The 21,686-nt window shown below is 67.4% G+C and carries 17 protein-coding genes; 12 read left to right on the forward strand and 5 right to left on the reverse strand.

Annotated elements, in window-relative coordinates; all coding sequences use genetic code 11:
- The first annotated feature begins 929 nt into the window (after positions 1 to 929).
- A complete protein-coding gene (locus Mal64_RS19130; RefSeq protein WP_146403395.1) occupies positions 930 to 1,823 on the forward strand; it encodes a cation diffusion facilitator family transporter in 894 nt (297 codons plus the stop codon).
- Between the two features lie 177 nt (positions 1,824 to 2,000).
- Here Mal64_RS19130 and Mal64_RS19135 read toward each other — a convergent pair whose 3' ends face one another.
- Entirely contained in the window at positions 2,001 to 2,312 is a 312-nt protein-coding gene (locus Mal64_RS19135) for a hypothetical protein (RefSeq protein WP_146403398.1), read from the reverse strand.
- A 152-nt stretch (positions 2,313 to 2,464) separates the two neighbouring features.
- On the opposite strand from Mal64_RS19135, the gene Mal64_RS19140 reads away from it, so the two are divergent.
- Positions 2,465 to 3,046: a hypothetical protein gene (locus Mal64_RS19140; RefSeq protein ID WP_146403400.1), complete on the forward strand. Its 582-nt coding sequence runs from the start codon at positions 2,465 to 2,467 to the stop codon at positions 3,044 to 3,046.
- A gap of 457 nt (positions 3,047 to 3,503) precedes the next feature.
- Here Mal64_RS19140 and Mal64_RS19145 read toward each other — a convergent pair whose 3' ends face one another.
- The 4 genes from Mal64_RS19145 to Mal64_RS19160 all read right to left on the reverse strand — a co-directional run bounded on the left by Mal64_RS19145 (position 3,504) and on the right by Mal64_RS19160 (position 9,171).
- Positions 3,504 to 5,087 (reverse strand): cryptochrome/photolyase family protein, encoded by a 1,584-nt coding sequence (locus tag Mal64_RS19145; RefSeq protein ID WP_146403402.1) that lies wholly within the window; start codon positions 5,085 to 5,087, stop codon positions 3,504 to 3,506.
- A 494-nt stretch (positions 5,088 to 5,581) separates the two neighbouring features.
- A complete protein-coding gene (locus Mal64_RS19150) occupies positions 5,582 to 6,568 on the reverse strand; it encodes a DUF1559 domain-containing protein (RefSeq protein ID WP_146403404.1) in 987 nt (328 codons plus the stop codon).
- Positions 6,569 to 6,767: 199 nt separating this feature from the next.
- Entirely contained in the window at positions 6,768 to 7,826 is a 1,059-nt protein-coding gene (locus Mal64_RS19155) for a calcium/sodium antiporter (protein ID WP_146403407.1), read from the reverse strand.
- 106 nt (positions 7,827 to 7,932) lie between these two features.
- A complete protein-coding gene (locus tag Mal64_RS19160; protein ID WP_146403409.1) occupies positions 7,933 to 9,171 on the reverse strand; it encodes a permease in 1,239 nt (412 codons plus the stop codon).
- Between the two features lie 149 nt (positions 9,172 to 9,320).
- Between Mal64_RS19160 and Mal64_RS19165 the strand changes: the two genes are divergently transcribed.
- The 10 genes from Mal64_RS19165 to prfA all read left to right on the forward strand — a co-directional run bounded on the left by Mal64_RS19165 (position 9,321) and on the right by prfA (position 21,614).
- On the forward strand, positions 9,321 to 9,962 hold the full coding sequence (locus Mal64_RS19165) for a GDSL-type esterase/lipase family protein (protein WP_146403412.1): 642 nt from the start codon (positions 9,321 to 9,323) through the stop codon (positions 9,960 to 9,962).
- A gap of 259 nt (positions 9,963 to 10,221) precedes the next feature.
- Positions 10,222 to 12,666: a PulJ/GspJ family protein gene (locus Mal64_RS19170; protein WP_197525899.1), complete on the forward strand. Its 2,445-nt coding sequence runs from the start codon at positions 10,222 to 10,224 to the stop codon at positions 12,664 to 12,666.
- A 14-nt stretch (positions 12,667 to 12,680) separates the two neighbouring features.
- Positions 12,681 to 12,989: a hypothetical protein gene (locus Mal64_RS19175; RefSeq protein WP_146403416.1), complete on the forward strand. Its 309-nt coding sequence runs from the start codon at positions 12,681 to 12,683 to the stop codon at positions 12,987 to 12,989.
- Between the two features lie 348 nt (positions 12,990 to 13,337).
- Positions 13,338 to 14,222 (forward strand): peptidylprolyl isomerase, encoded by an 885-nt coding sequence (locus tag Mal64_RS19180; RefSeq protein WP_197525900.1) that lies wholly within the window; start codon positions 13,338 to 13,340, stop codon positions 14,220 to 14,222.
- A gap of 499 nt (positions 14,223 to 14,721) precedes the next feature.
- Complete coding sequence (locus Mal64_RS19185) at positions 14,722 to 15,837, forward strand: diacylglycerol/lipid kinase family protein (RefSeq protein WP_146403420.1); 1,116 nt, start codon at positions 14,722 to 14,724, stop codon at positions 15,835 to 15,837.
- A 25-nt stretch (positions 15,838 to 15,862) separates the two neighbouring features.
- Positions 15,863 to 16,693, forward strand: a complete 831-nt coding sequence (gene kdsA, locus Mal64_RS19190) for a 3-deoxy-8-phosphooctulonate synthase (protein WP_231993882.1) — start codon at positions 15,863 to 15,865, stop codon at positions 16,691 to 16,693.
- A 123-nt stretch (positions 16,694 to 16,816) separates the two neighbouring features.
- Positions 16,817 to 18,805, forward strand: coding sequence for a tetratricopeptide repeat protein (locus Mal64_RS19195; protein WP_146403424.1), 1,989 nt, complete (start codon positions 16,817 to 16,819; stop codon positions 18,803 to 18,805).
- A 94-nt stretch (positions 18,806 to 18,899) separates the two neighbouring features.
- Positions 18,900 to 19,940 (forward strand): bile acid:sodium symporter family protein, encoded by a 1,041-nt coding sequence (locus tag Mal64_RS19200; protein WP_146403426.1) that lies wholly within the window; start codon positions 18,900 to 18,902, stop codon positions 19,938 to 19,940.
- A 198-nt stretch (positions 19,941 to 20,138) separates the two neighbouring features.
- Positions 20,139 to 20,366 (forward strand): 50S ribosomal protein L31, encoded by a 228-nt coding sequence (gene rpmE / locus Mal64_RS19205; RefSeq protein ID WP_146403560.1) that lies wholly within the window; start codon positions 20,139 to 20,141, stop codon positions 20,364 to 20,366.
- Between the two features lie 174 nt (positions 20,367 to 20,540).
- Positions 20,541 to 21,614 carry a peptide chain release factor 1 gene (prfA, locus tag Mal64_RS19210; protein WP_146403428.1) on the forward strand — a complete coding sequence of 358 codons (1,074 nt, stop codon included), beginning with the start codon at positions 20,541 to 20,543 and terminating at the stop codon, positions 21,612 to 21,614.
- The last annotated feature ends 72 nt before the right edge of the window (positions 21,615 to 21,686 follow it).

Genomic DNA, 21,686 nt, shown 5'->3' on the forward strand with positions numbered 1-21,686 from the left:
GAACCCAGGGCTTCATCCGTCGCCACTGGTGATCCGTCAAGTCGGTTGGGTAGGGCTTCCTGCTCATACCGCGGAGGGTAGTGACTGCGGCGAATCACTCATATAGCAGTTATTGGACAACCTCTAAGAGGTTGCCGAATAATATTGGTTGTTATATCGGAGATGATGTCGCTGGAAATTCCATCCACGAGCAGCACTGTATCTTCAAGATCCTCGAGAAGCCCAGATTGCGCTGCTTCACTACCGCTCAACGCCTGCCAAACATCGGCAGCTGACTCGTTGCCCAACGCTCGCCCGCGAGACTCACCAACGGACAGCCCCAAATGTGTTTCGTTTGGCTCTCTAAGCGTGCGTAGGAGCGCTCGAGCAGTGGTGTGATCGTCGTTTCGTATCGCATCAAGAACTGTAGAGAAGAAGTCTTGAACCAATCCGACGCACTCAAGTCCCCAATCAGTCTTGAGTAATCGCAAAGCTCGTGGGTCAACGAATACGCGAATGTCTTGAGAGGTGTGAACATCAACGAAATCGAGTGTCGGCTGCGTTCGGTGTAGTCGAAAATGTTCGGAAACTCGTGTCACATTTGCCTTAGAAAAGTGGAATAACAATAATTATACAGAAGCAATTCTGCCTAACCCATTAAGCAGGCGCCCCCATTGTTGCCGTAATTCCGGTTGCCCGCAAGCTTTGCCGTCTGTCGAGGTGGCCGGGACGCTGCTTATGCCGACGCGGCGCCGGAGCGAATGGGCCAAACCGCCGCGGTTGCCTCATTCCCGTAAGTTCGTAGGTTAGGCTGCGTCTGACGCCGATTCCTGCCGGCTCGGGCTCGTCTCGCCGTGAAACATACTTCGCGGGCCGAGATCGCCATGACGCGGAAGCTTCATCAGACACAGCCTGACCTACCCGCTCCACACGCAACACACGCCAACCCCATGGCCCACTCCCACGACCACGGCGGCGACGACTACGGCCGCGCGTTCGCCATCGGCGTGGCGCTCAACGTGGCCTACGTGCTGGTCGAGGCGGGCTACGGGCTGGCGAGCGGCTCGCTCGCGCTGTTGTCGGACGCGGGGCACAACCTCAGCGACGTGTTCGGGCTGCTCTTGGCGTGGGGGGGCCACGCGCTGGCGAAGATCCCCCCCAGCAGCCGCCGGACCTACGGCTGGCGGGGGGCGTCGGTGCTCGCCGCCCTGCTCAACGCGCTGTTGCTGCTGGCCGCCATCGGGGCGATCTGCTGGGAGGCGGTCCGGCGGTTCAGCGAGCCGGCGGCCTTGGGCGGGACGACGATCGTCGTCGTGGCGGCCGTCGGCGTGGTGATCAACACCATCACCGCGCTGCTGTTCGTCGCCGGCAGGAAGCACGACCTGAACCTGCGCGGCGCGTTCCTCCACATGGCGGCCGACGCGGCGGTGTCGGTCGGCGTGGTGCTGGCCGGGCTGGGGATCTACGCCACGGGCTGGCACTGGATCGACCCGACCACCAGCCTGGTGATCGCGGCGGTGATCTTCTGGAGCACGTGGGGCCTGCTCAAGGAGTCGGCCAACCTGGCGATCCAGGGCGCCCCGGAAGGGATCGACATCGACGAAGTGCGGCGGTTCTTAAACGAACTCGACGGCGTCACCGCGGTCCACGACCTGCACGTGTGGGCGATGAGCACCCGCGAGGCGGCGCTCACCGTCCACCTGGTGAAGCCCCAGGTAGAGAACGACGACCCGCTGCTCGAGCACGCCCGCCGGGGGCTGCACGAGCGGTTCGGGATCGATCACACGACGATCCAAATCGAGCGCGGCGAGGCGTGCCGGCAGTCGCCGGACGACACGATTTAGCGATCCCAGGGCGTCGCCCGGGGCTGAGCTAATTGCCGGTCTTGCAGGCCTGTTGGGCGCTCGCGGTGATCGCGTCCGGGTGGCCGGGGTCGCAGCGAAGCGCAGCCCCCGGCGAAAGACCAGATCGGCGCCATCTTGCTAAACGCTGAGGGCTACGCTTGGCGGCGATTGATCCTCCTAAGCCGACTGGCTGCTCTCGAGCCGCCCCGCCCTGCGGCCGCCGGCCGCCAGGAATAAGGCGCCGCCGGTCAGCATGAGCGGGACCGCTACGCCGCAGATCGCGTCAACCGGCTCTGGACTGGGTCGATGGGGGCGGAACACGACGCCGGTGTTGGAGCCGAGACTCACGATCGTGCGCTTTCCATACCCATTGACGCTTGAGTCCAAAGTTAACCCGCTGTTGATCTTCCATTCGCAGAAGAAGAAGTGAAGAAACACGCCGGCCGTCAGCAAGGTGACGACCGCGATCAGCCTCTGAGCATTATTCATCGTACGATCCCGCCTTGAGTAAATGAACACCGCTACCTACAGTGTGGTCGATTGGCGCCACGCCCGCCAACACCCGCTGCTGATTCTATTCGTCTGGCGGCGAGACATCTATTGATCGGTCCTACGGTTTGTTTCTTGCTGAGAACATCATGTTGAAGACTCTCGACGCAAGACTGGCTCATTTCGGCTACACCCACGAATGGCTGCGTGTCGGTGTCATCACCGAATCCGGCCTCGCCGCACAACTATCTGAGTTCGAGGCATCAGACGACAAGAACAAGGAACATTACCGATGCGCTGCGTTCCTCCAATACATCAAGGGGCTTACAGCTGTTTCGGACTCGGTGCTCAACAGCCTCCTCGAACTAACCGACGTCGGTTCTGACGGATGCGACCTCCGCCATAACCGCGCGATGGAATTAGTGCTCGGCGATCTTCTCACCGATCAACAGATGACGCGATTGCTCGAACGCCCCAATCTCCAAGAACACCAATGCGTCCGGAGGGCGGTCGACAGGGCAATAATCCGGCTACGCATGCACGCGGAAGGGCTGACGGATGAGGTCTTTAGTAGCGTCTGTGATTTAAACGACCAGGTGATGCAGCTATTAGTCTTGGACCGCCACGACCTACGCCGCAACCATCTCGAATGGATATCTCAACACGGACACAATCGCGCATTGCGGAACCGATCGAAGACAATGCTTCAAAGCCGAAAGTTCCGCAGCGCCTGACATCCAGTTTCGGACTAGAAATCCTGTCAGACGACAGCGATGTAGCCGCCAAGCAATGCACGGCATTTGATAAGCCCGCCATGCATGTCCCGCCGAAGCGAGCGCACGGCGCCCGACAGAATCGACAGGGCCAGTCCCGTTCAGATCACGTCGATCCTTTCATGATCCCGTGATCCTGTCCATTCGTCCCTAAGCGCTCTCGCGCGGGGCGGCAGGTGGCACTGCGATGTTGACGCCACTGCGGGCGTTGCCCGCAGGTTGCATCGTCCGTTACACGGGCGCTTGCACGAGCGTTTCTTGTCGCCTGCGGCGACCCAGGTTTGAAAAACCTGGGCTACCCGCTTCGAGACATACGCATCTTGGGAAACTCCGTACTAAGTTGCATGCCCAACGCCGCCGCGTGGGCATTGCGTTCGGGCCGCAAACGCCGAAGCGTGAGAGGCGCACCCGAGGGCGACTACTCGCGCCGCCGGCGCTCGGCGAGCGCGCGGATCTCTTCGAGCTCGTCCTCCGATTTGCGTTCGAGGTTCTTCAGTTGCATCCGCATCCGCGGCACGCCGGCGAGCTGCTTGCGGTGGCGGTCGAGGAAGTCCCAGTAGAGCGTGGTGAGCGGGCAGGCGTCGTCGCCGGTCGCTTGGTCGGGGCGGTAGCGGCAGCCGCGGCAGTAGTCGCTCATCCGGTTCACGTAAGCGCCCGAGGCGATGTACGGCTTGCTCGCCATCACGCCGCCGTCGGCGTACTGCGACATGCCGAGCGTGTTCGGCAGCTCGACCCACTCGACGGCGTCGACGTAGACGGCCAGGTACCACTCGTGGACCCGCTTCGGGTCGACGCCCCGCAGCAGGCAGTAGAGACCCGTCACCATCAGCCGCTGGATGTGGTGGGCGTAGCCGTGCTGCAAGGTCTGGCCGATCGCCTCGCGGAGGCAATTCATCTCGGTCTCGGCGGTCCAGTAGAACCGGGGCAGTTCGCCGGTGGCGCCGAGCTCGTTGCGGTCGAGGTACCCCGGCATGTGGAGCCAGTAGACGCCGCGCACGTACTCGCGCCAGCCCAAGATCTGACGGATGAACCCCTCGACGGCGTTGAGCGGCGCGGCGCCGTCGCGGTACGCCCGCTCGGCCGCCCGGATCGCGGTGCGGGGGTCGAGCAGCTTGAGGTTCATCGCGGCCGAGACGAGCGCGTGGTAGAGAAACGGCTCGCCCGACTGCATGGCGTCTTGGTAGTCGCCGAACAGCGGCAGCCGGTGCTCGATAAAATCATCGAGCGCCCGGCGGGCGTCGGCGGGCGTGACCGGCCAGTCGAAGGTGTCGAGCTCGCCCGGGTGGTCGGCGAACCGCTCCTCGACGAGCTCGAGCACCTCGCGGGTCAACTTGTCGGGCGCGAAACTCGGCGGCGCCGGCAGGTCGGTGAGCCCCGCTTTGGGCAGCTTCTTGCGGTTCTCTTGGTCGTAGTTCCACGCGCCCCCCTCGGGCCGGTCGTCGGATCTGTCTTCGACGCCATCGTCCGACCCGCCGGCGGCCATCAGCACGCCGTGCTTGCGGCGCATCTCGCGGTAGAAGTACTCCATACGGAGTTGCTTGCGCCCCTCGGCGTGGCGGGCAAACTCCGCGGGCGTCGACAGGAAATGCCGATCCTCGAGCACTGAAAGTCTCGCCGCCGATTCGTCGACCACCCGGCGGAGCATCTGCTCGACGCGCCACTCGCCCGGCTGAACGACCACGACCCGCTCGGGCGCGAGCCGCTCGATCGCCCCGGCGAGCTCCTCGTCGAGCGAGCCGCGGTTGTCGGGATCGTCGAGCCGGCGGTAATCGACCCGCATGCCCGCCGACTCGAGGGCGTCGCGGAAGTGCCGCATCGCGCTGAGGAAGATGGCGATCCGCGCCTTGTGGCTCCACGCGTGGGTCGACTCGGCGGCGACCTCGGCCATCCAAACGACGTCGCGCTCGGGCGAGAGATCGTCCAGCGCGGCCGAGTCGGCGTTGAGCTGGTCGCCGAGCACGACGACGAGCCGACGGACGTGTTGGCTAGGCGGCTTCGACACGGCGAGGGGGTGTGGGGCGCGAACGGAGAAGGACGCTCAGCCGCACGCTGCGGCCAACGCCCCCTTACGATAGCCCGGCGGGCGGGGGTGACCACGGTGGGGTGGCCAAATCGGCGGGCCCGAATTCTCCCGCCCCAATCGGCCGCTTAAAACGACCCCGCCGCACGGTGCTAAAGCGAATCGTGGCGGCGGCTTACGACAAAATGCTCGGTGGCCAAGAATCGCTGCTGCGCGCGCGGCCAAGAACGATTGTCGAAATTAGGTAGAAGAGGCGTTACAAAGATAATTGGGCGCCGCAGGGGTGTGTCGCAACGGGCCGGCGGTTCGCTTTCGCGGAGTTCCTCGCCCGATCGGCCGCTGAGCGTGCGTTTTCGAGGCGTGTTCTCGCCGCCGATCGCTCGCAAAAGTTTTCAGCGGCAACGGCGCGGAACGATTCTGAGAATTATTGGCCACTCGGCCGAGCGGCCCCGTGACGCCGCCCATCTCGCCGCGCATCAGTCCTGCACGACCTCGCCGCCGGCGATCGTGCTCATGGCGCCGAGCCAGGACCACTCCTCCGGGAAAACGCCGCCGTCGCCGATGTCTTCGGCGCCGTTCGGGTTCAGGCCGATCGCTCGGGCGGAGTTGTTGGTCGAGAGCGTTTGGGTGTGGCCGTCGAGGAAGACAAACTGAGCCACGCCCGGGTGGAGGCTGCCGAACATGTCGTTGTCGTCGTCCCACGGCGTGACGGCCAGGCCGTCCTCGGTGCCGCGGAGGATCGCCATGATGTTGTCGGCCGCCAGGAAGCAGGTGTCGCCTTGCTTGAAATGGCCCAGCCGTCCGTCGTCGGCGTCGAGCGGCGGAATGTGCCGCTCGCCGATCGCCAGGGTCTTCGAAAGGCCGTCGGTGACCTGACGCCCTTTGATCCGCGAGCCGCTGAAGATCGGCCCGACCTGGGTGTGGTCGAGCTTGCCCTCGAAGAACTCGGAGTCCTCCATGTTGGTGTCCTCCTCGAAGCCGGCGTTGGCGGCGTAGTCGCCCGCCACGGCGACGCCCTCGACCAATGGCTCGGCGTCGTCGTTGTCGAAGTTCCGGTCGGCCGAGGCGGGCCGGCGGCTCGGGCAGGTGTAGACCCCGATCGGCGTGCGCATCGCCACGGCGTTCTCCTCGGCGTCGACGCGGTAGTTGTCGTCGTAGGCGTCGTAGATGTTCTGCAGCTCCATGTAGGGCAGCAGGCGGTACGACCACGCCACGCCCATCGGGCCGAGCGCGTTGCGTCCCTCGGGGAAGTAGCCGTAGGTGTCGTGGTGCGTCTGAACCGCGAGGCCCATCTGCTTGAGGTTGTTCGTGCACTCGGCCCGCCGGGCCGACTCGCGGGCGGCCTGCACCGCCGGCAAGAGCAGCGCTACCAGCACGCCGATAATGGCGATCACCACGAGCAATTCGACGAGCGTGAAACCTTGCGGGCGACGGGGAGCGCGATCTGTTGTGCGGTGGGACATCACAATCGGTGGGCTTGCGGGAAGGCGGGGGGCGGGGAGACACGTGTTTCAACCCGCCGTCGGCATCGTAGGCGCCGCAAAAAGCGTGACAAGGCTGCGGCGTTTTCAGAATGCGCGTTCTGTGAGACGGCTTGCCCTAGGGCGTTTGTCTAGGCTCCCTGGCGCGCGTTTCTTGCCGCCGTGCTCGCGCAGCGACCGCTTAGGCTCGCTCTGAGCGTGGGGCGCGCCACAGCGAGACCGCCAGACCGAGCACGACCATTGGCAGCACGTAAGCCAACATGACCGCCGCGAAGCCGCGGCCGATCTGCTCGTGGGTGGCGGCGAGCACCAAGTGCGTGGTGTAGGCGGCGTAGAGCGCCGCCATCAGGGCGCCCTCCCAGCGGGCGATAACCCGGCCGGTGAAGAAGATCGGCAGGCAGACCACGGCCGCGGCGACCATGATCGGCAGGTCGCCCCGCAGGACCCCCGCGGGCACGTTGACCCCGTCGCGTGAGACCACGCAAGCGGCGCCCTGCACGCCGAGCAGGTTGAAGAGGTTGCTGCCGACCACGTTGCCCACGGCGATGTCGCGCTCGCCGCGCACGGCGGCGATGACCGACGTCGCCAACTCGGGCAGCGAGGTGCCCGCGGCGACGATCGTCAGCCCGATGACGACCTGCGGAACGCCCCACACGCCGGCCAAAGCGACCGCCCCGCGGACGAACAGCTCGCACCCGCCGACCAGCAGCGCAAGGCCGACGATGAGCAGGAAGCCGTGTGATGCAAGCGTGCTTAGGCCCGCTGGTTGTGCGTGGTCACTCGCATCAGACTCCACACGACCCGAACGGAACGCCGAGAGCGTGTAGACGACGAGCCCGAGGAGGAGCAGCCCGCCTTCGAGCCGCGACAGCCGCCCGTCCCACGCCATGGCGAGCACCAAGATCGACACGACGATCATGATCGGCGCGTCTCTGCGGACGATCTGCTCCTTGACGGCCAGCGGGCAGACGAGCGCCGAGAGGCCGAGGATCAAGAGCACGTTGAGGATGTTGCTCCCTACGACGTTGCCGAGCGACAGGTCGGCTTGGCCCTTGAGCGACGCGGCGACCGAGACCACGAGCTCCGGCGCGCTGGTGCCGTAGGCGACGACCGTCAACCCGACCAACAACGGCGAGAGCCGCGCCGCCAGCGCCAGCCGCGACGCGCCGCGAACGAGCAGCTCGCCGCCGCCGACCAACAAGACCAAGCCGCCAGCCAAAGCCGCGAAAGCGGTCGTCATGGAACGCGTTTCAAAGAGAGAGGGGCCCCCGCGGCGCCACGGCCCGGGGTCATGGCGCATTGTAGCGTCGCCCCGCGGAGATCAAGGGGGCGCCTGAGCCGATTCGTCACTCGGGGGTCGCCCGGTAACCGGCGGCGGCGAGCAGCTCGCCGGCTCGCTCGGCGGTGATGGCGCCGGTGACGACCGCGCGCGGCGGGTCGAGCGTCACGTGGGCGGCGCCGACCTCGGGGTCGTCGCTCAAGGCGCGCTCGGCGTGGCGGACGCAGTTCTGGCACGTCATCCCCTCGACCACCAGCGTTTGGGTCGCTGCGGCGCCACTGGCGGCGGGCGCTTGCTTGCTCCTCAGGAGTCGGCTGAGGTCTTCGATGGCGAACCACGCGATCATCGCGAGTAGCAGCACGCTGCTCGCCACGGCCCACCACGGGGCGCCGTGGTCGTGCGTGTGGAGCGCGGCGAGGTCGCTCACGAGCGGGCCGATCAGCAGCTCGTAGCCCAGACCGGCGAGCACGCTGCCGGCGACGATCGTCGTGAGGTAAACGCCAAGTGAACGGGCGCCGAGCGTGCGGTAGATCGCGCCGATCGTGGCGACGTTGGTCGCCGGGCCGGCCATCAGGAAGACGAGCGCCGCGCCCGTCGGCAGGCCGCCCGCCACCAGCGCGGCGGCGATCGGCACGCTGGCCGTAGCGCAGACGTAGAGCGGCAGCGAGACGACGAGCGCGGCGGCCATCGCCGCCAGTGGGCCGACGATCGGTCCGCCAAAGTCGGCCATGCCGGCCAGCGCGCCGTCGGGCAGCAAGGCGGTGATCGCCGCCGAGGCGAGCACGCCAATCACGAGCCAACGCCAGATCGATCGCACGAGGTCGACCGCCACGTCGAAGGCGCCGCGCCAGGTGCGCGGCTGGGCGTGGCTGTGGCCGTCGTCTTGTTCCGCCGTCGGCGCTAGCGGGTCGTTCGCGGCGCTGTCGGCGATCCAGCCCCCCAGCACGCCGGTGATCGCGGCGGCGGCCACCTTGAACAACGCGAAGGGCCAGCCGAGCATCGACGCGCTCACCAAGATCGAGTCGACGCCGGTCTGAGGGGTGCTGATCAGGAACCCGACCGCGGCGCCGTCGCTGGCGCCTTGGCGTTTGAGTCCCAGGCCGACCGGGATCACGCCGCACGAGCAGAGCGGCAGCGGCACGCCGAAGGCGACCGCCTTGAGCACGCCGCCGCGGCCGCTGAGCTGGCGCCCCAGCAGCCCGGCGGGCAACAACCGGTGCAGGAGTCCCGCCACGGCCGCTCCCAACAGCAACCAGGGGGCTAGTTCGAGCAGGATGGTCCAGAGGCTGGTGAGGAAATCGTTCAAGCGATCGATGCGTGTCGGTGGAGGGAGCGGGCTGTTTACGATTCTAGGGGCGTTTGGCGGCCGGGGACAGCACGGCGTTTCCCCTGCGAAGACCCGAAGGGGCGCGGCGCGTGCTTGACGCGTCGCCCCGGGCAGCCGACCCTCTGGGGATGAGCCCCGCCGAAGAAGCGCCGCCGCAAACCGTACAGCCTCTGCGCGTCGCCTGCGTGGGTGCGAGCCTCACGTTCGGCCTCGGCCTGGAGCGTCGCCGTGAGGAGTGCTACCCCGCGCTGCTGCAAACGCTGCTGGGCGACGGCTACCACGTGCGCAACTTCGGCTACTGCGGCGCCACGGCGTCGCGCGACAGCGCCGAACCTTACATCAAAACGCCCAGCTACACCGCCGCGGTGCGGTTCGAGCCGCACATCACGGTGATCATGCTCGGCACGAACGACGCCCAGTTCGCCCACGCCGCCGCCCGCACCGACACGGCCGACGGGCTGCGGTCGCTGGCCGAGGAGTTCCTGGCGATGCCGGGCGCCGATCCTCACGATGGCGCCACGGTGCTCTTGGGAACGTCCTCGCCCGTGCTGCCGACGGTCGCCGAGATCGACGGCGAGGCGCTCGCCCACGTGGTGCGTCCGACCGTCGCGCGGGTGGCGAGCGATTTGGGGCTGCCGCTGATCGACCTCTGCACGCCGCTGGCCGACCGGACCGACGATTTCCCCGACGGCCTGCACCCCAACGCCGCGGCGACCCGAATTATCGCCGAAACGGTCCATCGGGCGCTCCAGGGGGAGCTGAGGGTCTAAATGTCGCTGAATGACCAATGACCAAGCCACAATGACCAATACGGACTGGCGTCCCGCCGTATTGGTCATTGGGGCTTGGCGTCAGGGGGTCTTAGCGACCGAACTCTTTCTTGACGAACGCTTTACGGCGTGGTGCAATGGATTCTTAAGGTACCTAGTCGAGCTTAAGACCTCGTCCCGGCTGATCGCCGGTCGACCGCGGGTCGCACCGGGAAGGCAAGCCCCACACGCTCGACGCGTTTCGCAGGAACACCCTCTCGTGCATCGCTACTCCGAGGCCGACTGCCGGTCGGCTTCTCACGCCGATCTGCGCCTACGCACCGCGCCCAGCCGTGCGCCGGCCCCCCGTGGCTTGTCACTCGTCGAGATGCTGGTCGCGATGGCGATCACGCTGCTGATGATGGCGGCCGTGGCGACCGTGTTTACGAATGTCTCGGCGAGCGTTTCGCGCCGCCAGGCGACGATCGAGCTGAGCACGCAGCTCCGCCACGTCCGCGAGGTGCTGCAGGCCGACCTGGCGGGCGCGACCTGCCCGGCGGTCCCGTGGCAGCGGCCCGAGTCGAACCACGGTTACCTCGAGATCATTGAGGGCCCGCAGAACGACGCCTACCCGAGCGTGTGGCTGTTCGACGGCACGGGCGACGGCGCGCCAGACGGCATGGCGGCGGCCGGCGGCGACACGCCGGGGATCGACATGACGGTCTCGTCGCTGCCGGGCAGCCTGCGACGCTTCGAGGAGACCGACTACGCGACCGGCGATACCGAGCGGCCCGACGAAGGACCGGTTGGCGCTATCGGCTCGAATTTTCGCGACGAGGCGTGGAGAAAGGCGAACAAGACCGACGGCCGCGGCCTCGGCGACGCCGACGACGTGCTGATGCTCACGGTGCGGAACGAGACGACCCCGTTTGTCGGCGCCGCGCCGACTTTCGAATCGTATGACCCCATCACCGGGTTAGAGGCTGTCCCGTTCCCGGGATGGGGGTCGCAGACGATCGAGTCGACCTTGGCCGAGGTGGTGTGGTTTGCGGTCGAGAACCCCCCGGAACTCGACACGGCGCCGACGTACTACTTCGGCGAGCCGGGCTATCGGACGGTCTATCGACGGGCGTTGCTTATCGCGCCGTGGCTCGACTACGGCGTGAAGGTGGCGGGCGAATCGGCCGGCAAAGGAGTTGTGCGCGTGCTGCGTGGCAGCATCCCCAAGAACCGGGCCGATCTGGCGATCGCCTCGTTGATTGCGTTCCAGGACCGATTCGACCTTTCGGTCCGGATCGAGTGGGACCCGCTGCTCGACGGCGGCGCGGGCCGCTGGAAGATTGTCACCAACACGCTGGGCGACCTGACCAAGCGCGAGAACCGCTACGAGCACCACGGCTACGTGTTTGCGGGAGGGCTCGTCGGGGGCGAGAGGGCGTTCCCCTTCGCCGTGACATCGGCGGGCCAGTACGACGCCTCGCAGGCGGTCACGTTTCTCGCCGACCCCGAATTTGGCCTCTCGACGAACGACCCTGGGTTCGTGTCGCTGACCGCTCCCCGCTCGCTCGGCATCGCCGACTTGACGCTCCCACGGCAGGTCGTCGGCTACGAGCCCGACAATTACTCCGCCAACGACGCGGACGATCGGTTCACTCAGAGCCAGTATCAATACTATTACACGCACCCCACCAACAGCGATCGCAACCGCACGGTCCGGCCGTTCGTGTACCTGCGCAACACCACGGGCGCCCCGGCGACCGCCCGGGCGATTGTCGACGAGGACGGCTTCGTGGTGCGGGTGGTCCGTGGCCTGGCGCCGCTCTCCGGCAAGCGTCGCGGCGAGGACGTGATGCTCACCGAGGCGACGCAGTTCGACTTGAAGGCGTACGACCCAGGCGCTCCGGTCTACGCCGTTTACGGGAGCGGCTACAGCAACTCGTCGCCGTTTTCGGCCGACGCGGTGATCGGCCCCGACGCCCCGTTGTGGGCCAAGGCGTACCTGGACGACCTGACCGACACGGGCCTGGTGGGCGATAGCGTCCTGAATTCGGCCGCAACGCCGAGCGGCTCGGCCCCCGGCTCAGCGGACCGGCCTTGGGCTTACGAGCGGAGCGGCGAGTATGTCGACCTCGGCTACGGATCGACGTTTTTTGACCCCGATGACAGCGATAGTGACGAGTCGTTCACCGATCACCACAACGGCGCGAACAGTCAGTTCGTAGCGCTCCCGCTGCCCACCCAAGGGGGGCAGCCTCAGGAAGTCGCCCCCGTGCCAGTCGCGCCGGGCGTGCCGCGGCCGCGGTTTTTCAACAGCGGTGAGATCCGCCTGCCGAACTACGTTGTCGAATCGGCCACGCTGCCGATGCGGCTCGCTCCGGGCTACTCGGTCTACGACACTTGGTCGCTGCACTACGAGAACAACGGGGTGAACGAAGACCGTGATGGCTTCGAGCCGGGCCCCCCAGAGGTATTCGGCCTGCTGACGGATCTCACCAACGCCATCCCGTTGATCGATGAGGGGACGAACGGGCTGGAGGACTTCGGCGTGTACGTGAACGCCGTGCTCGGCGCCAAGCGATTCAGCGCCGACGACCCGGGCGAGCGGGAGACGCAGCCCCCTTACGACTCGGCGCTGCGGGGCGTGCAGGTCTCGCTCGGCGCGTACGAGCGCGACAGCCGGCAAATCCGCGCTGTGAAGGTCGTGCAGACCTTTGTTCCGGAGTGAAGGAACCCGCCCGCATGAGCGAAGCGTCGCACGTGATCCGGTTGCGCGCGGCGTGGCGCCACGACGCGGCGTCGGGCGTAGCCGAGCGGCGGTTCCACCGGCCGACCGGCCTGGAGGGTGGCGACCGGGTCTGGCTCGTGTTCGACGAGCCGGCGCCCGCCGGCGCAACTGTCGCGCTGAATGGCGGGGCGCTCGCGCTCGACGCCAGCCGGGCTGATATCACGGAGCAGCTAGAGGCGTCGAACGAGTTGCGGGTCGATGCGTCCGGCGATGTGGGTCTTTGGGTCGCTTCAGCGCAGCTCGAAATCGTGACCGTTGCGTGACGGCCTGAAATTCTTCCGGTATCTTTTACTTAGGAGCAGTGGCGATTTGCGATCGGCGCGCCGGCCATGGCCAGGCGGCCCCAATCGTCGCAACCGCGCCGACCCGCAATCGGTTGGCGTATTCGCCCACGGCACGGGCAGCCAACAGACTCTGTGCTCGTCTGCTTGTAATAGCCTGGAATGATACCCCGCTACGGGGCGAACCACCTCGAGCTGGCAGTGTGCTTCCACGGGCGTGCGGCGTCCGCAACGCGACATCCGAACGCACCCAACACTTGGCTAGCGATAACCGAGCGGCGGCCGCCGGCAATCGACATCAAAGATATCGACACCACAGAATCAGGCGCGATGAATTTCAACGCAAGACTGACAGCCTTGGCGGCGCTCGCTTCCCTTCTCACTCTCGCTTCCGACGCCAGCGCGGTGATCGTGCGATTCGACACGGTGCTGGGCGACATCGACGTGCGGCTGTACCAAGGCGCCACGCCGCAGACGACCCAAAACTTCATCAACTACGCCGACGACGGCGACTGGGACGGGTCGTTCATCCACCGCAGCGTTCCGGGTTTTGTCATCCAGGGAGGAGGCTTTTCCTTCTCCGATCAGGGCGGTGTGTCTGACGTCGCCTCCGACCCCGCCGTGATGAACGAACCGGGCATCTCGAACCTGCGCGGCACGATCGCGATGGCCAAAGTCGGCGGCGACCCCAACAGCGCTACGAGCGAGTGGTTCTTCAACCTCGACGACAACAGCGCAAACCTTGATTTCCAGAACGGCGGCTTCACCGCGTTCGGGCGCGTGCTCGGTGATGGCATGGACGTTGTCGACTCGATCGCGGCGTTGCCCCGGGTCAACGCCGGCGCCCCCTTCGACAACCTGCCCGTGATCGACTTCGAGCAGCCCAACGTCAACCTCGATGAGCTCGTTGTGGTCAACTCGGTGAGCGTGCTGAACTTCGCCGATGGCGATTACGACTTCGACGGCGACGTTGACCTCAACGACCGCCAAGTCTGGCTGACCAGCTTCGGATCGACAACACTCGCCGAAGCCGACGGCAACGGCAACGGCGTGGTCGACGCGGCCGACTTCACAATCTGGCGCGACAGTTACAACGCGTCGAGCGTCTCGCTATCGATCCCCGAACCGACCGGCTTTGTGCTGACCACGGCGGCGGTGCTGCTGGCCGGCTTGCGTCGGCCCGTCAGTAAGAGCCGGAGGGCGCGCCGCTCGTAATGCGCCGCGTTGAAAAAAGCGGGGACCTTGGAAGTGTCGGCGACTCACCGACGGAGCGACGCGATCAGGGGCAAGTCAATCGCGCCGCGAAAATTGCGTCCAAGGCCCCCGCGGGCCAGCAAGTTGAAAAACTTCGGATCGCCAACGGCGCCGGAGTTTCAATTTCTTTCTAAGGCACAAGGCGTGCCGCAATCGGCTAGAAAGGCGTCTCATATTGAGGCTCTCCGCCAAGCGGCCAGCTAATGCTGGAAAACCCCTGGATTTTGACGGTTACTGGTTGCCATACAACCATTGAATCGCTCGTCGCATTCCGAGACGCACGCCCCCATTTCGCACGCTTGGGTTTTGACCTGAGCATGGATGAAGCTGAGCCGTTGAATCTTGCTACGGCGCCGCGGGAGCCCCTATCTTGATGCGACCCACGCCGCGGGGCGTTCGTATCAAAGTGAGACGTCCCCATTGATGTATTTGAAGTTCATCCAGCCCCACCCGCGACGCCTTGATCGACTCCAGCGAATCACTGCCAAACGGGTCGCCAGCCTCACCGGCCGGCTCGCCCCCGATCGCCGATGCTGAGGTGCGGGACCCGCAGCGCCGCCTCGCCGAGCCACTTGGCGAAGGGCGTCGGGTGCTGATGTTGGTCAACCCGATGGCGGGCGCGGCTCGCCGGCGGGGGCTGGCCGATGTGGTCGCCTCGGAGCTTGCCGAGCATGGCTACGAGGTCGAGAAGATCGGCGAACTCGCCGCGTTGCACGACGCCGCGATGGAGTCGCATGCGAGCGGCGACCTGCGCTGCGTGCTGACGGTCGGCGGCGACGGCACCTTCGGCGCCGCGCTCAACAGCACCGAGCCCGCCACGCCGCTCGCCGTGTTGCCGCGCGGCACCGAGAACCTGCTGGCCGGATACCTCGGCTACGGCCGCAGCGGCGATTCGGTCGCACGGTTGCTGAAGGAGGGCGTCGCCGTGCGGCTCGACGCGGGCGTGGCGAACGGCCGGCTGTTTGCGCTGTTGATCAGTGCGGGGTTCGACGCCGAGGTCGTGCGGCGCGTCCACGCCGCCCGCCGCGGCCACATCACACGGCTGGCGTACGCCAAGCCGATCTTCCGCGCCTTGGCCCGATACCCTTACCCCAAGATGCGGGTCACAGCCGTCCCGCCCGAGGGCGGGCCCAACGGCGCCGCCGCGGAGCCGCAAGAGCTCGCCCGCGGCAGTTGGCTGTTCGCCTCGAACTTGCCGCGTTATGCTTCGGGCCTGCCGATCACGCCGCACGCCGACGGCGCCGACGGGCTGGCCGACCTGTGCGTCTTGCAACGCGGTCAGCTGATGGCGGGGCTTTGGTACCTCGGCAACATTGTGCTCGGCCGGCACCACCGGCTCGAGAGCGTCGAGACGATGCGTGTGGCCGAGTGCCTTGTCGAGGCCGAAGGGGCTGCGCCGATCCCGTACCAATTGGACGGCGACCCGGGCGGTTTCCTGCCGGTGCGACTCGCCGTCGTGCCGGGGCGGATGACGATGGTCGTTAGCCGCACGATCGCCGAGCGTCTCGGCTTCGCCCTGCCCGATGCCGCCCTGCCCGAAGCCTCCGGCGCCGATCGCGCGGCCGAAACTAGTTAAGCCACCCCACGGAAGAGCCCCACCAGTGCCCCACCTTCCGGCGTCGATCGCCAACCACCGCTGCGGCCCCGGCGAGCCGCTGCTGCTTATCGCCGGCCCGTGCGTCATCGAGAACGAGGAGCTCACGCTCCGCATCGCCGAGTCGCTCGTTCGGACGACCGCTGAGATGGACCTGCGGCTCGTCTTCAAGGCGTCGTTCGACAAGGCGAACCGCACCAGCGCCCAGGCGGAGCGCGGCGTCGGCCTGGACGAGGGTCTGCGGATCTTGGCCAAGGTGCGCGACACGTTCGGCGCGCCGGTGACGACCGACGTGCACGAGGCGTCGCAGGCCGAGGCGGTCGGCCAGGCCTGCGACCTGCTGCAGGTGCCGGCGTTTCTCGCCCGGCAGACCGACCTGTTGGTCGCCTGCGCCAAGACCGGCAAGGCGGTCAACGTGAAGAAGGGCCAGTTCATGGCCCCCTGGGACATGCGCCACGTGGTCGACAAGCTCGCCACGAGCGGCTGCGATAACGTGCTGCTCACCGAGCGCGGCACGTTCTTCGGTTACGGCCGGCTGGTGAACGACATGCGGGCGCTCGTGCAGATGCGCGAGCTCGGCGTGCCGGTGGTGTTCGACGCCACGCACAGCGTGCAAGAGCCGGGCGGCCTGGGCGCGGCCACCGGGGGCAACCGGGCGATGGTCGAGCCGCTCGCCCGGGCGGCGGTGGCGATCGGCGTCGACGCCTTGTTCCTCGAGACCCACCCCGAGCCCGACACCTCGCCTAGCGACGGGGCGAACATGGTCCCGCTGGACGAGCTGCCGGCCCTGCTACAGAGGCTTCTGCGGCTGCGCGCCGCCACGTTGGAGGCTGTCTGACACCCGCCCGCGGACTTAGAATAGAGCGACACAGTGTCTCCCCCCAAGCGTACCCACGGCTTTCCGCTCGCTCTCGCACTGCTTATGCATTTCCTCCCCCGACCCACAACCAATCGGCGCCCCATGCGACTAGCGATCGCGGGCTTGCTGCTCGTGGCGATCGTCGCCGCGGGCTGCGAGCAGCGCACGCCGCGCCGCGGGCCCGGCGCGGGTAGCGCCCACCGCACCGCCGCCCAGCGCGTCAGCCAGAGCAACGCGCTGTTCGACGCGATCGTCGGCCAATTGCGCAACCTGCCCGAGGCGGCCCAGCTCGAGTTGCGGCCGCCGGTGGTGGTGCTCAACTCGCGCAACAGCGCCGACCGCGAAGACGTGCTTGCCGTCGCGGCGCCGAACCCGCGGGTTGAGAACTCGCCCGTCAACCTGATCGGCGTGCCGACCCAGAACGCCCGGTTCCGGTCGGCCGGCGTGCAGCCGGGCGACATCGTCAAGTACTACGTGCTGCTCGACCGCGAGAGCCGCGAGCGGCTCCAGGAGGCGGGTGAGGCCGACATCGTCACGATGGAGGCGATCGACCTGACCGTCGCGCAGGTGCTCAGCGAGGCGGCGTTGATCGTCGAGAACGCCCTGCCGCAGCCGATCGGCCCGCCCGGCTTCAAGCTCGAGGTGTGGCGTAACATCGACGACCGGATGGACGACATCAGCACGCGGCTGGCCGCCTACGCCAACCGCCGCGACCCGCCGCTCGGCTGGCAACCGGCGCCCGACGACCAGGCGATCGGTCAGCTCACCGAACGGCTCAACCAGTGGATGCGTCAGCTGCCCGAAGACGAAGCGGACACGTGGGAGCGGCCCGCGTTGCTCGCCACACTGCCGGCGGACGTCGCCGGATCGGAGCACCTCGCCCCGCGGCTCTCCGACGAGGCGCTCTCAGGGCGTTTGTTCCAACCGCACGAGACGCGGGTGCTTGAGGGCCTGGTGTGGGCGCGCGACCTGGCGGGCTGGGTCGCCGCCGACCAGCTGCAACCGCTCGGTCAGGCCGAGGCCTTGTTCGACTGGGTCGTCCGCAACGTGCAGCTCGTAGAGGAAACACCACCGCAGTTTGCCTGGGAGACGCTGCTGCACGGCCGCGGCGCCGCCGACAGCCGGCTCGAGGTGTTCGCCCTTCTATGCCGGCAACTGAATCTGCCGGTCGTGGCGGTCGCGGCCGAAGGGGCGCCGCCGCTCGCCGGCGTGCTCATCGCCGACGAGGTCTACCTGTTCGACCCGACGCTCGGCCTGCCGATTGCGGGCGAGGAGGGTGGCGTCGCCACGCTCGCCGCGGCCGCATCGAACGACGGCTTGCTCCGCCAACTCGACCTCGACGACGAGCCTTACCCGCTCACCGCCGAGGCCTTGGCGGATGCCGAATTGCTGGTCGTTGCCGATCCGTTCGCTCTGACGATGCGTGCCGGCCGGTTCGCCAAGAAGCTGCCCGCCAGCGACACGATTGTCGCCACGGTCGACGCGGACGCCCTCGCCGAGCGGCTCGCCGCCGCGGCGGGCGAGCGACCGGTTGGTCTTTGGGCGCCCCCGTTCGAGGTGATCCACCGCAAGCACACGGTCGGCCCGCCCGCCCGGGCTCAGGCGGTCAGGGCGTTCCTGCCGTACGCCTGGCGCCCGGCGTTGTGGAAGGCCCGCGCGATGCACTTCCGCGGCAAGCTGATCGCCGCCGGGGCGACGAGCAGCGACGCGCTCGACGACGGCGCCAACGACCACCGCGACGCGATGCGGCTTTACATGGACCCGTCGGTGCGTCCCACGACGAGCGAGCTCGACCGCCTCGAGTCGGACGAGAAACGCAGGATCTACTTCTCGGCCAAGCTGACCGCCACGCTGCAGCTCGCGCTGTTGAGCTACGATGAGGGCGACCCCGAGAACGCCATCCGCTGGCTCGGCAACAGCGCGCTCGACGCCCCCGAGGCGGCGTCGCACGCCGACGCGGTGCGTTACAACCTGGCCCGCGCGCACGAGGCGCTCGGCGACAGCGCCAAGGCGGCCGAGTTGCTCGAAGCGAGCGACTCGCCCCAGAGCCACGGCGACAAGCTGCGCGCCCGCCGCTTGCGGGGCGACTGACGGAGGGGTCTTCATGCGGGATCTGTCGGGGCTGACTCGGTTGGTTAACGCTTAACCACGACTGATCGAGAAAGCTCGCTACGGAACCGTATTGATGACTACCCCGCCAACCGCCGGCCGACTGCCACGATTCTTGCTGCGGCAATGGTTCCTCGCCGCGCTCGCGGTGCTGCTCACGCTGGGGATGACGGCGCCCGCCGCGCTCAGCCCGCTCGCCGCGGCCGTTCCGCGTGACTTGTTGATCGCGACGATCATGCTGCTGATGTCGCTGCCGATCGATCTGATGCGATCGCTGGGCGGACGCGGCGCCCTGCGGGGCGTTGTCATCGCCTCGGCGATCAACGCGCTCGCCGCCCCGCTGCTGGCCTGGCTGGTCTCGCCGCTGCTGCCGGCGCCGTTGGCCGTGGGGCTCGTCGTCGCGTCGCTCGTGCCGTGCACGATCGCCTCGGCCGCGGTGTGGACCCGCCGCGGCGGCGGCAACGACGCCATCGCGGTGGCGGTCACGGTCGTGACCAACCTGGCGTGCTTCCTCGTGCTGCCGGCCGGGGCGGCGCTGCTCATCGGCTCGCGCTTCGAGGCCGACTTCTCGGCGATGGCCGTGCGGCTGCTGACGATCGTCGTGGCGCCATTGGCCGTGGGGCAACTGCTCCGCCGGCCCGCGGCGTGCAGCGCGTGGTGCACGCGTCACAAACCGTCGTTGGGCGTTGTCGCCCAACTGGGGCTGCTCGTCATGGTGTTCGTTGGCTCCGTCCGCGCGGGCGAGGCGCTCGCGGCGGTCGGCGACGACGGTTCGCGCGCGTTCGGCCTGGCCGAAGGCTCGGCGATGCTCGCCGCCGTGGCGGCGATCCACCTCGCCCTGTTCGCCCTGGGCTGGGGCAGTTCGCGGGCGGCCGGACTCGCGCGGGCCGACACCCTCGCCGTGGCGGTCGCCGGCAGCCAGAAGACCCTGGCGGTGGGGCTCGACGTGTCGCTCAGCCTGGGGACCCTCGGCCTGGGCGCCGCGGGGGGGCTCGTGGTGCTGCCGATGATCGCCTACCACGCCGCCCAGCTGCTGATCGACGCGGTGCTCGTCGATCGCCTCGGCCCGCATAAAAAGGGACCGGATCACACGGGCGGAGGGGGCCCCCCCGGATGACGGGCAATCCGCAGGTCCTGAGAAATCGTGAGATCCCGCCCGTTCTCGCCCCCAACCACGGCGCCTTCAGCCCTTGAGCGATCGCCGCAAGCCGCGTATAGTACGGGGCTTAGCCCTTTATTCGGTCCTTTCCCTAGTGCGCCCGTGCGGCGTCCGTACAACAGCCGGACGCTCAGAGCATCGGCGGAGATCGCGGACATGCAGAAGAACATCCACCCCAAGTACGTCGAGACGCAGGTCACCTGCGGTTGCGGCGCGTCGTTCACCACCCGCAGCACGCGTCCCGAGCTGCGGGTCGACATCTGCAACTCCTGCCACCCGTTCTACACGGGCAAGCTGAAGTTCGTCGACACGGCGGGCCGGATCGACAAGTTCAAGAAGAAGTTCTCGGCGGCCGGCTACGCCAGCCTCAAGAAAAAGAAGTAGCGCGGCGGTCACTCAGCCACTGAGCGACCGGCGTGCTTCCCGAAGGGGAAAGGCGAAAGGCGAAAGAGGAAACGCCGCTCGCAGGCCGACGACCGGCCGCGGCGTGTTTCCGAATTCCGCTTTCGTCTTTCCCCTTTTTCTTTTTCACCCCACCCCGCCCCTCCCTTCTTAGCCATGCGCGAACTGCTCGAGAGCAAGCTGGCCCGTTTCGAGCAGTTGGAGCGCGACCTCGTCGACCCCGCGGTGCTGTCCGACTCCGGCCGCCTTGCGCAAACGGCCCGCGAGCACGGCTCGCTCACCCGGCTGGCGGGCAAGTACCGCCGCTTCTGCGAGCTGACCGACGAGATCGCCGCCACGCGTGAACTCGCCGAGGGCGACGACGCCGACATGCGCGAGCTCGCCGAGGCCGAGCTGCCGGCGCTGATCGACGAGCGCGAGGTGTTGTGGGACGAGTTGCTCGGCATGACCCTGGGCGGCGACGACGCCAACCGCACGCGCTGCATCATGGAGATCCGCGCCGGCACGGGCGGCGACGAGGCGGCGCTGTTCGCCCGCGATCTCTACGAGATGTACAAGCGCCACGCCGAGACCAAACGCTGGAAGATCGAGGTCATGGACATGAGCGCCACCGAGCTCGGCGGCTTCAAGGACCTGTCGCTCGCCTTCGAGGGCGACGGCGTGTACCGCGAGCTGCAGTACGAGAGCGGCGGGCACCGCGTGCAGCGCGTCCCCGAGACCGAGACCCAGGGCCGCATCCACACCTCGGCCGCCACCGTGGCCGTGATGGCCGAGCCCGAGGACCTCGAGATCGACATCAAGCCGGAGGACTACCGCCTCGACAAGTTCTGCGCGAGCGGCCCCGGCGGCCAGCACGTCAACAAGACCGAGTCGGCCGTGCGGCTCACGCACCACGAAACCGGCATCGTCGTGCAGTGCCAGGACGAGAAGTCGCAGCACAAGAACCTGGCCAAGGCGCTGCGCGTGCTCAAGAGCCGCGTGTACGACAAGATGCGCGAGCTGGAGGACCAGAAGCGGGCCGACGAGCGCAAGGGCCTAGTCGGCTCGGGCGACCGCAGCCAACGGATCCGCACCTACAACTTCCCCGACAACCGCCTGACCGACCACCGCATCGGGCTGTCGCTCTACAAGCTGGACCAGATCTTGGCCGGCTCGCTGCAGATGGTGACCGACGCGCTCATTGACTACGACCGCCAGCAGATCCGCGACCAGATGGGCGGGCTCGATTGATTTCTTAACCACGGATTACACGGATGGGCACAGATGGACGATGGCCATAAAAAGGCAGGAAAAAGCACGAGA

It is taken from the genome of Pseudobythopirellula maris (genome assembly GCF_007859945.1).
Lineage (GTDB): Bacteria > Planctomycetota > Planctomycetia > Pirellulales > Lacipirellulaceae > Pseudobythopirellula > Pseudobythopirellula maris.

What these genes read in the sequence shown, in the direction of transcription:
- Mal64_RS19195 (WP_146403424.1), top strand. Translation starts at nt 16,817, where the DNA reads ATGCGACTAGCGATCGCGGGCTTGCTGCTCGTGGCGATCGTCGCCGCG.
- Mal64_RS19175 (WP_146403416.1), top strand. Translation starts at nt 12,681, where the DNA reads ATGAGCGAAGCGTCGCACGTGATCCGGTTGCGCGCGGCGTGGCGCCAC.
- Mal64_RS19155 (WP_146403407.1), bottom strand. Translation starts at nt 7,826, where the DNA reads ATGACGACCGCTTTCGCGGCTTTGGCTGGCGGCTTGGTCTTGTTGGTC.
- Mal64_RS19135 (WP_146403398.1), bottom strand. Translation starts at nt 2,312, where the DNA reads ATGAATAATGCTCAGAGGCTGATCGCGGTCGTCACCTTGCTGACGGCC.
- Mal64_RS19180 (WP_197525900.1), top strand. Translation starts at nt 13,338, where the DNA reads ATGAATTTCAACGCAAGACTGACAGCCTTGGCGGCGCTCGCTTCCCTT.
- prfA (WP_146403428.1), top strand. Translation starts at nt 20,541, where the DNA reads ATGCGCGAACTGCTCGAGAGCAAGCTGGCCCGTTTCGAGCAGTTGGAG.
- Mal64_RS19150 (WP_146403404.1), bottom strand. Translation starts at nt 6,568, where the DNA reads ATGTCCCACCGCACAACAGATCGCGCTCCCCGTCGCCCGCAAGGTTTC.
- Mal64_RS19165 (WP_146403412.1), top strand. Translation starts at nt 9,321, where the DNA reads ATGAGCCCCGCCGAAGAAGCGCCGCCGCAAACCGTACAGCCTCTGCGC.
- Mal64_RS19130 (WP_146403395.1), top strand. Translation starts at nt 930, where the DNA reads ATGGCCCACTCCCACGACCACGGCGGCGACGACTACGGCCGCGCGTTC.
- Mal64_RS19200 (WP_146403426.1), top strand. Translation starts at nt 18,900, where the DNA reads ATGACTACCCCGCCAACCGCCGGCCGACTGCCACGATTCTTGCTGCGG.
- rpmE (WP_146403560.1), top strand. Translation starts at nt 20,139, where the DNA reads ATGCAGAAGAACATCCACCCCAAGTACGTCGAGACGCAGGTCACCTGC.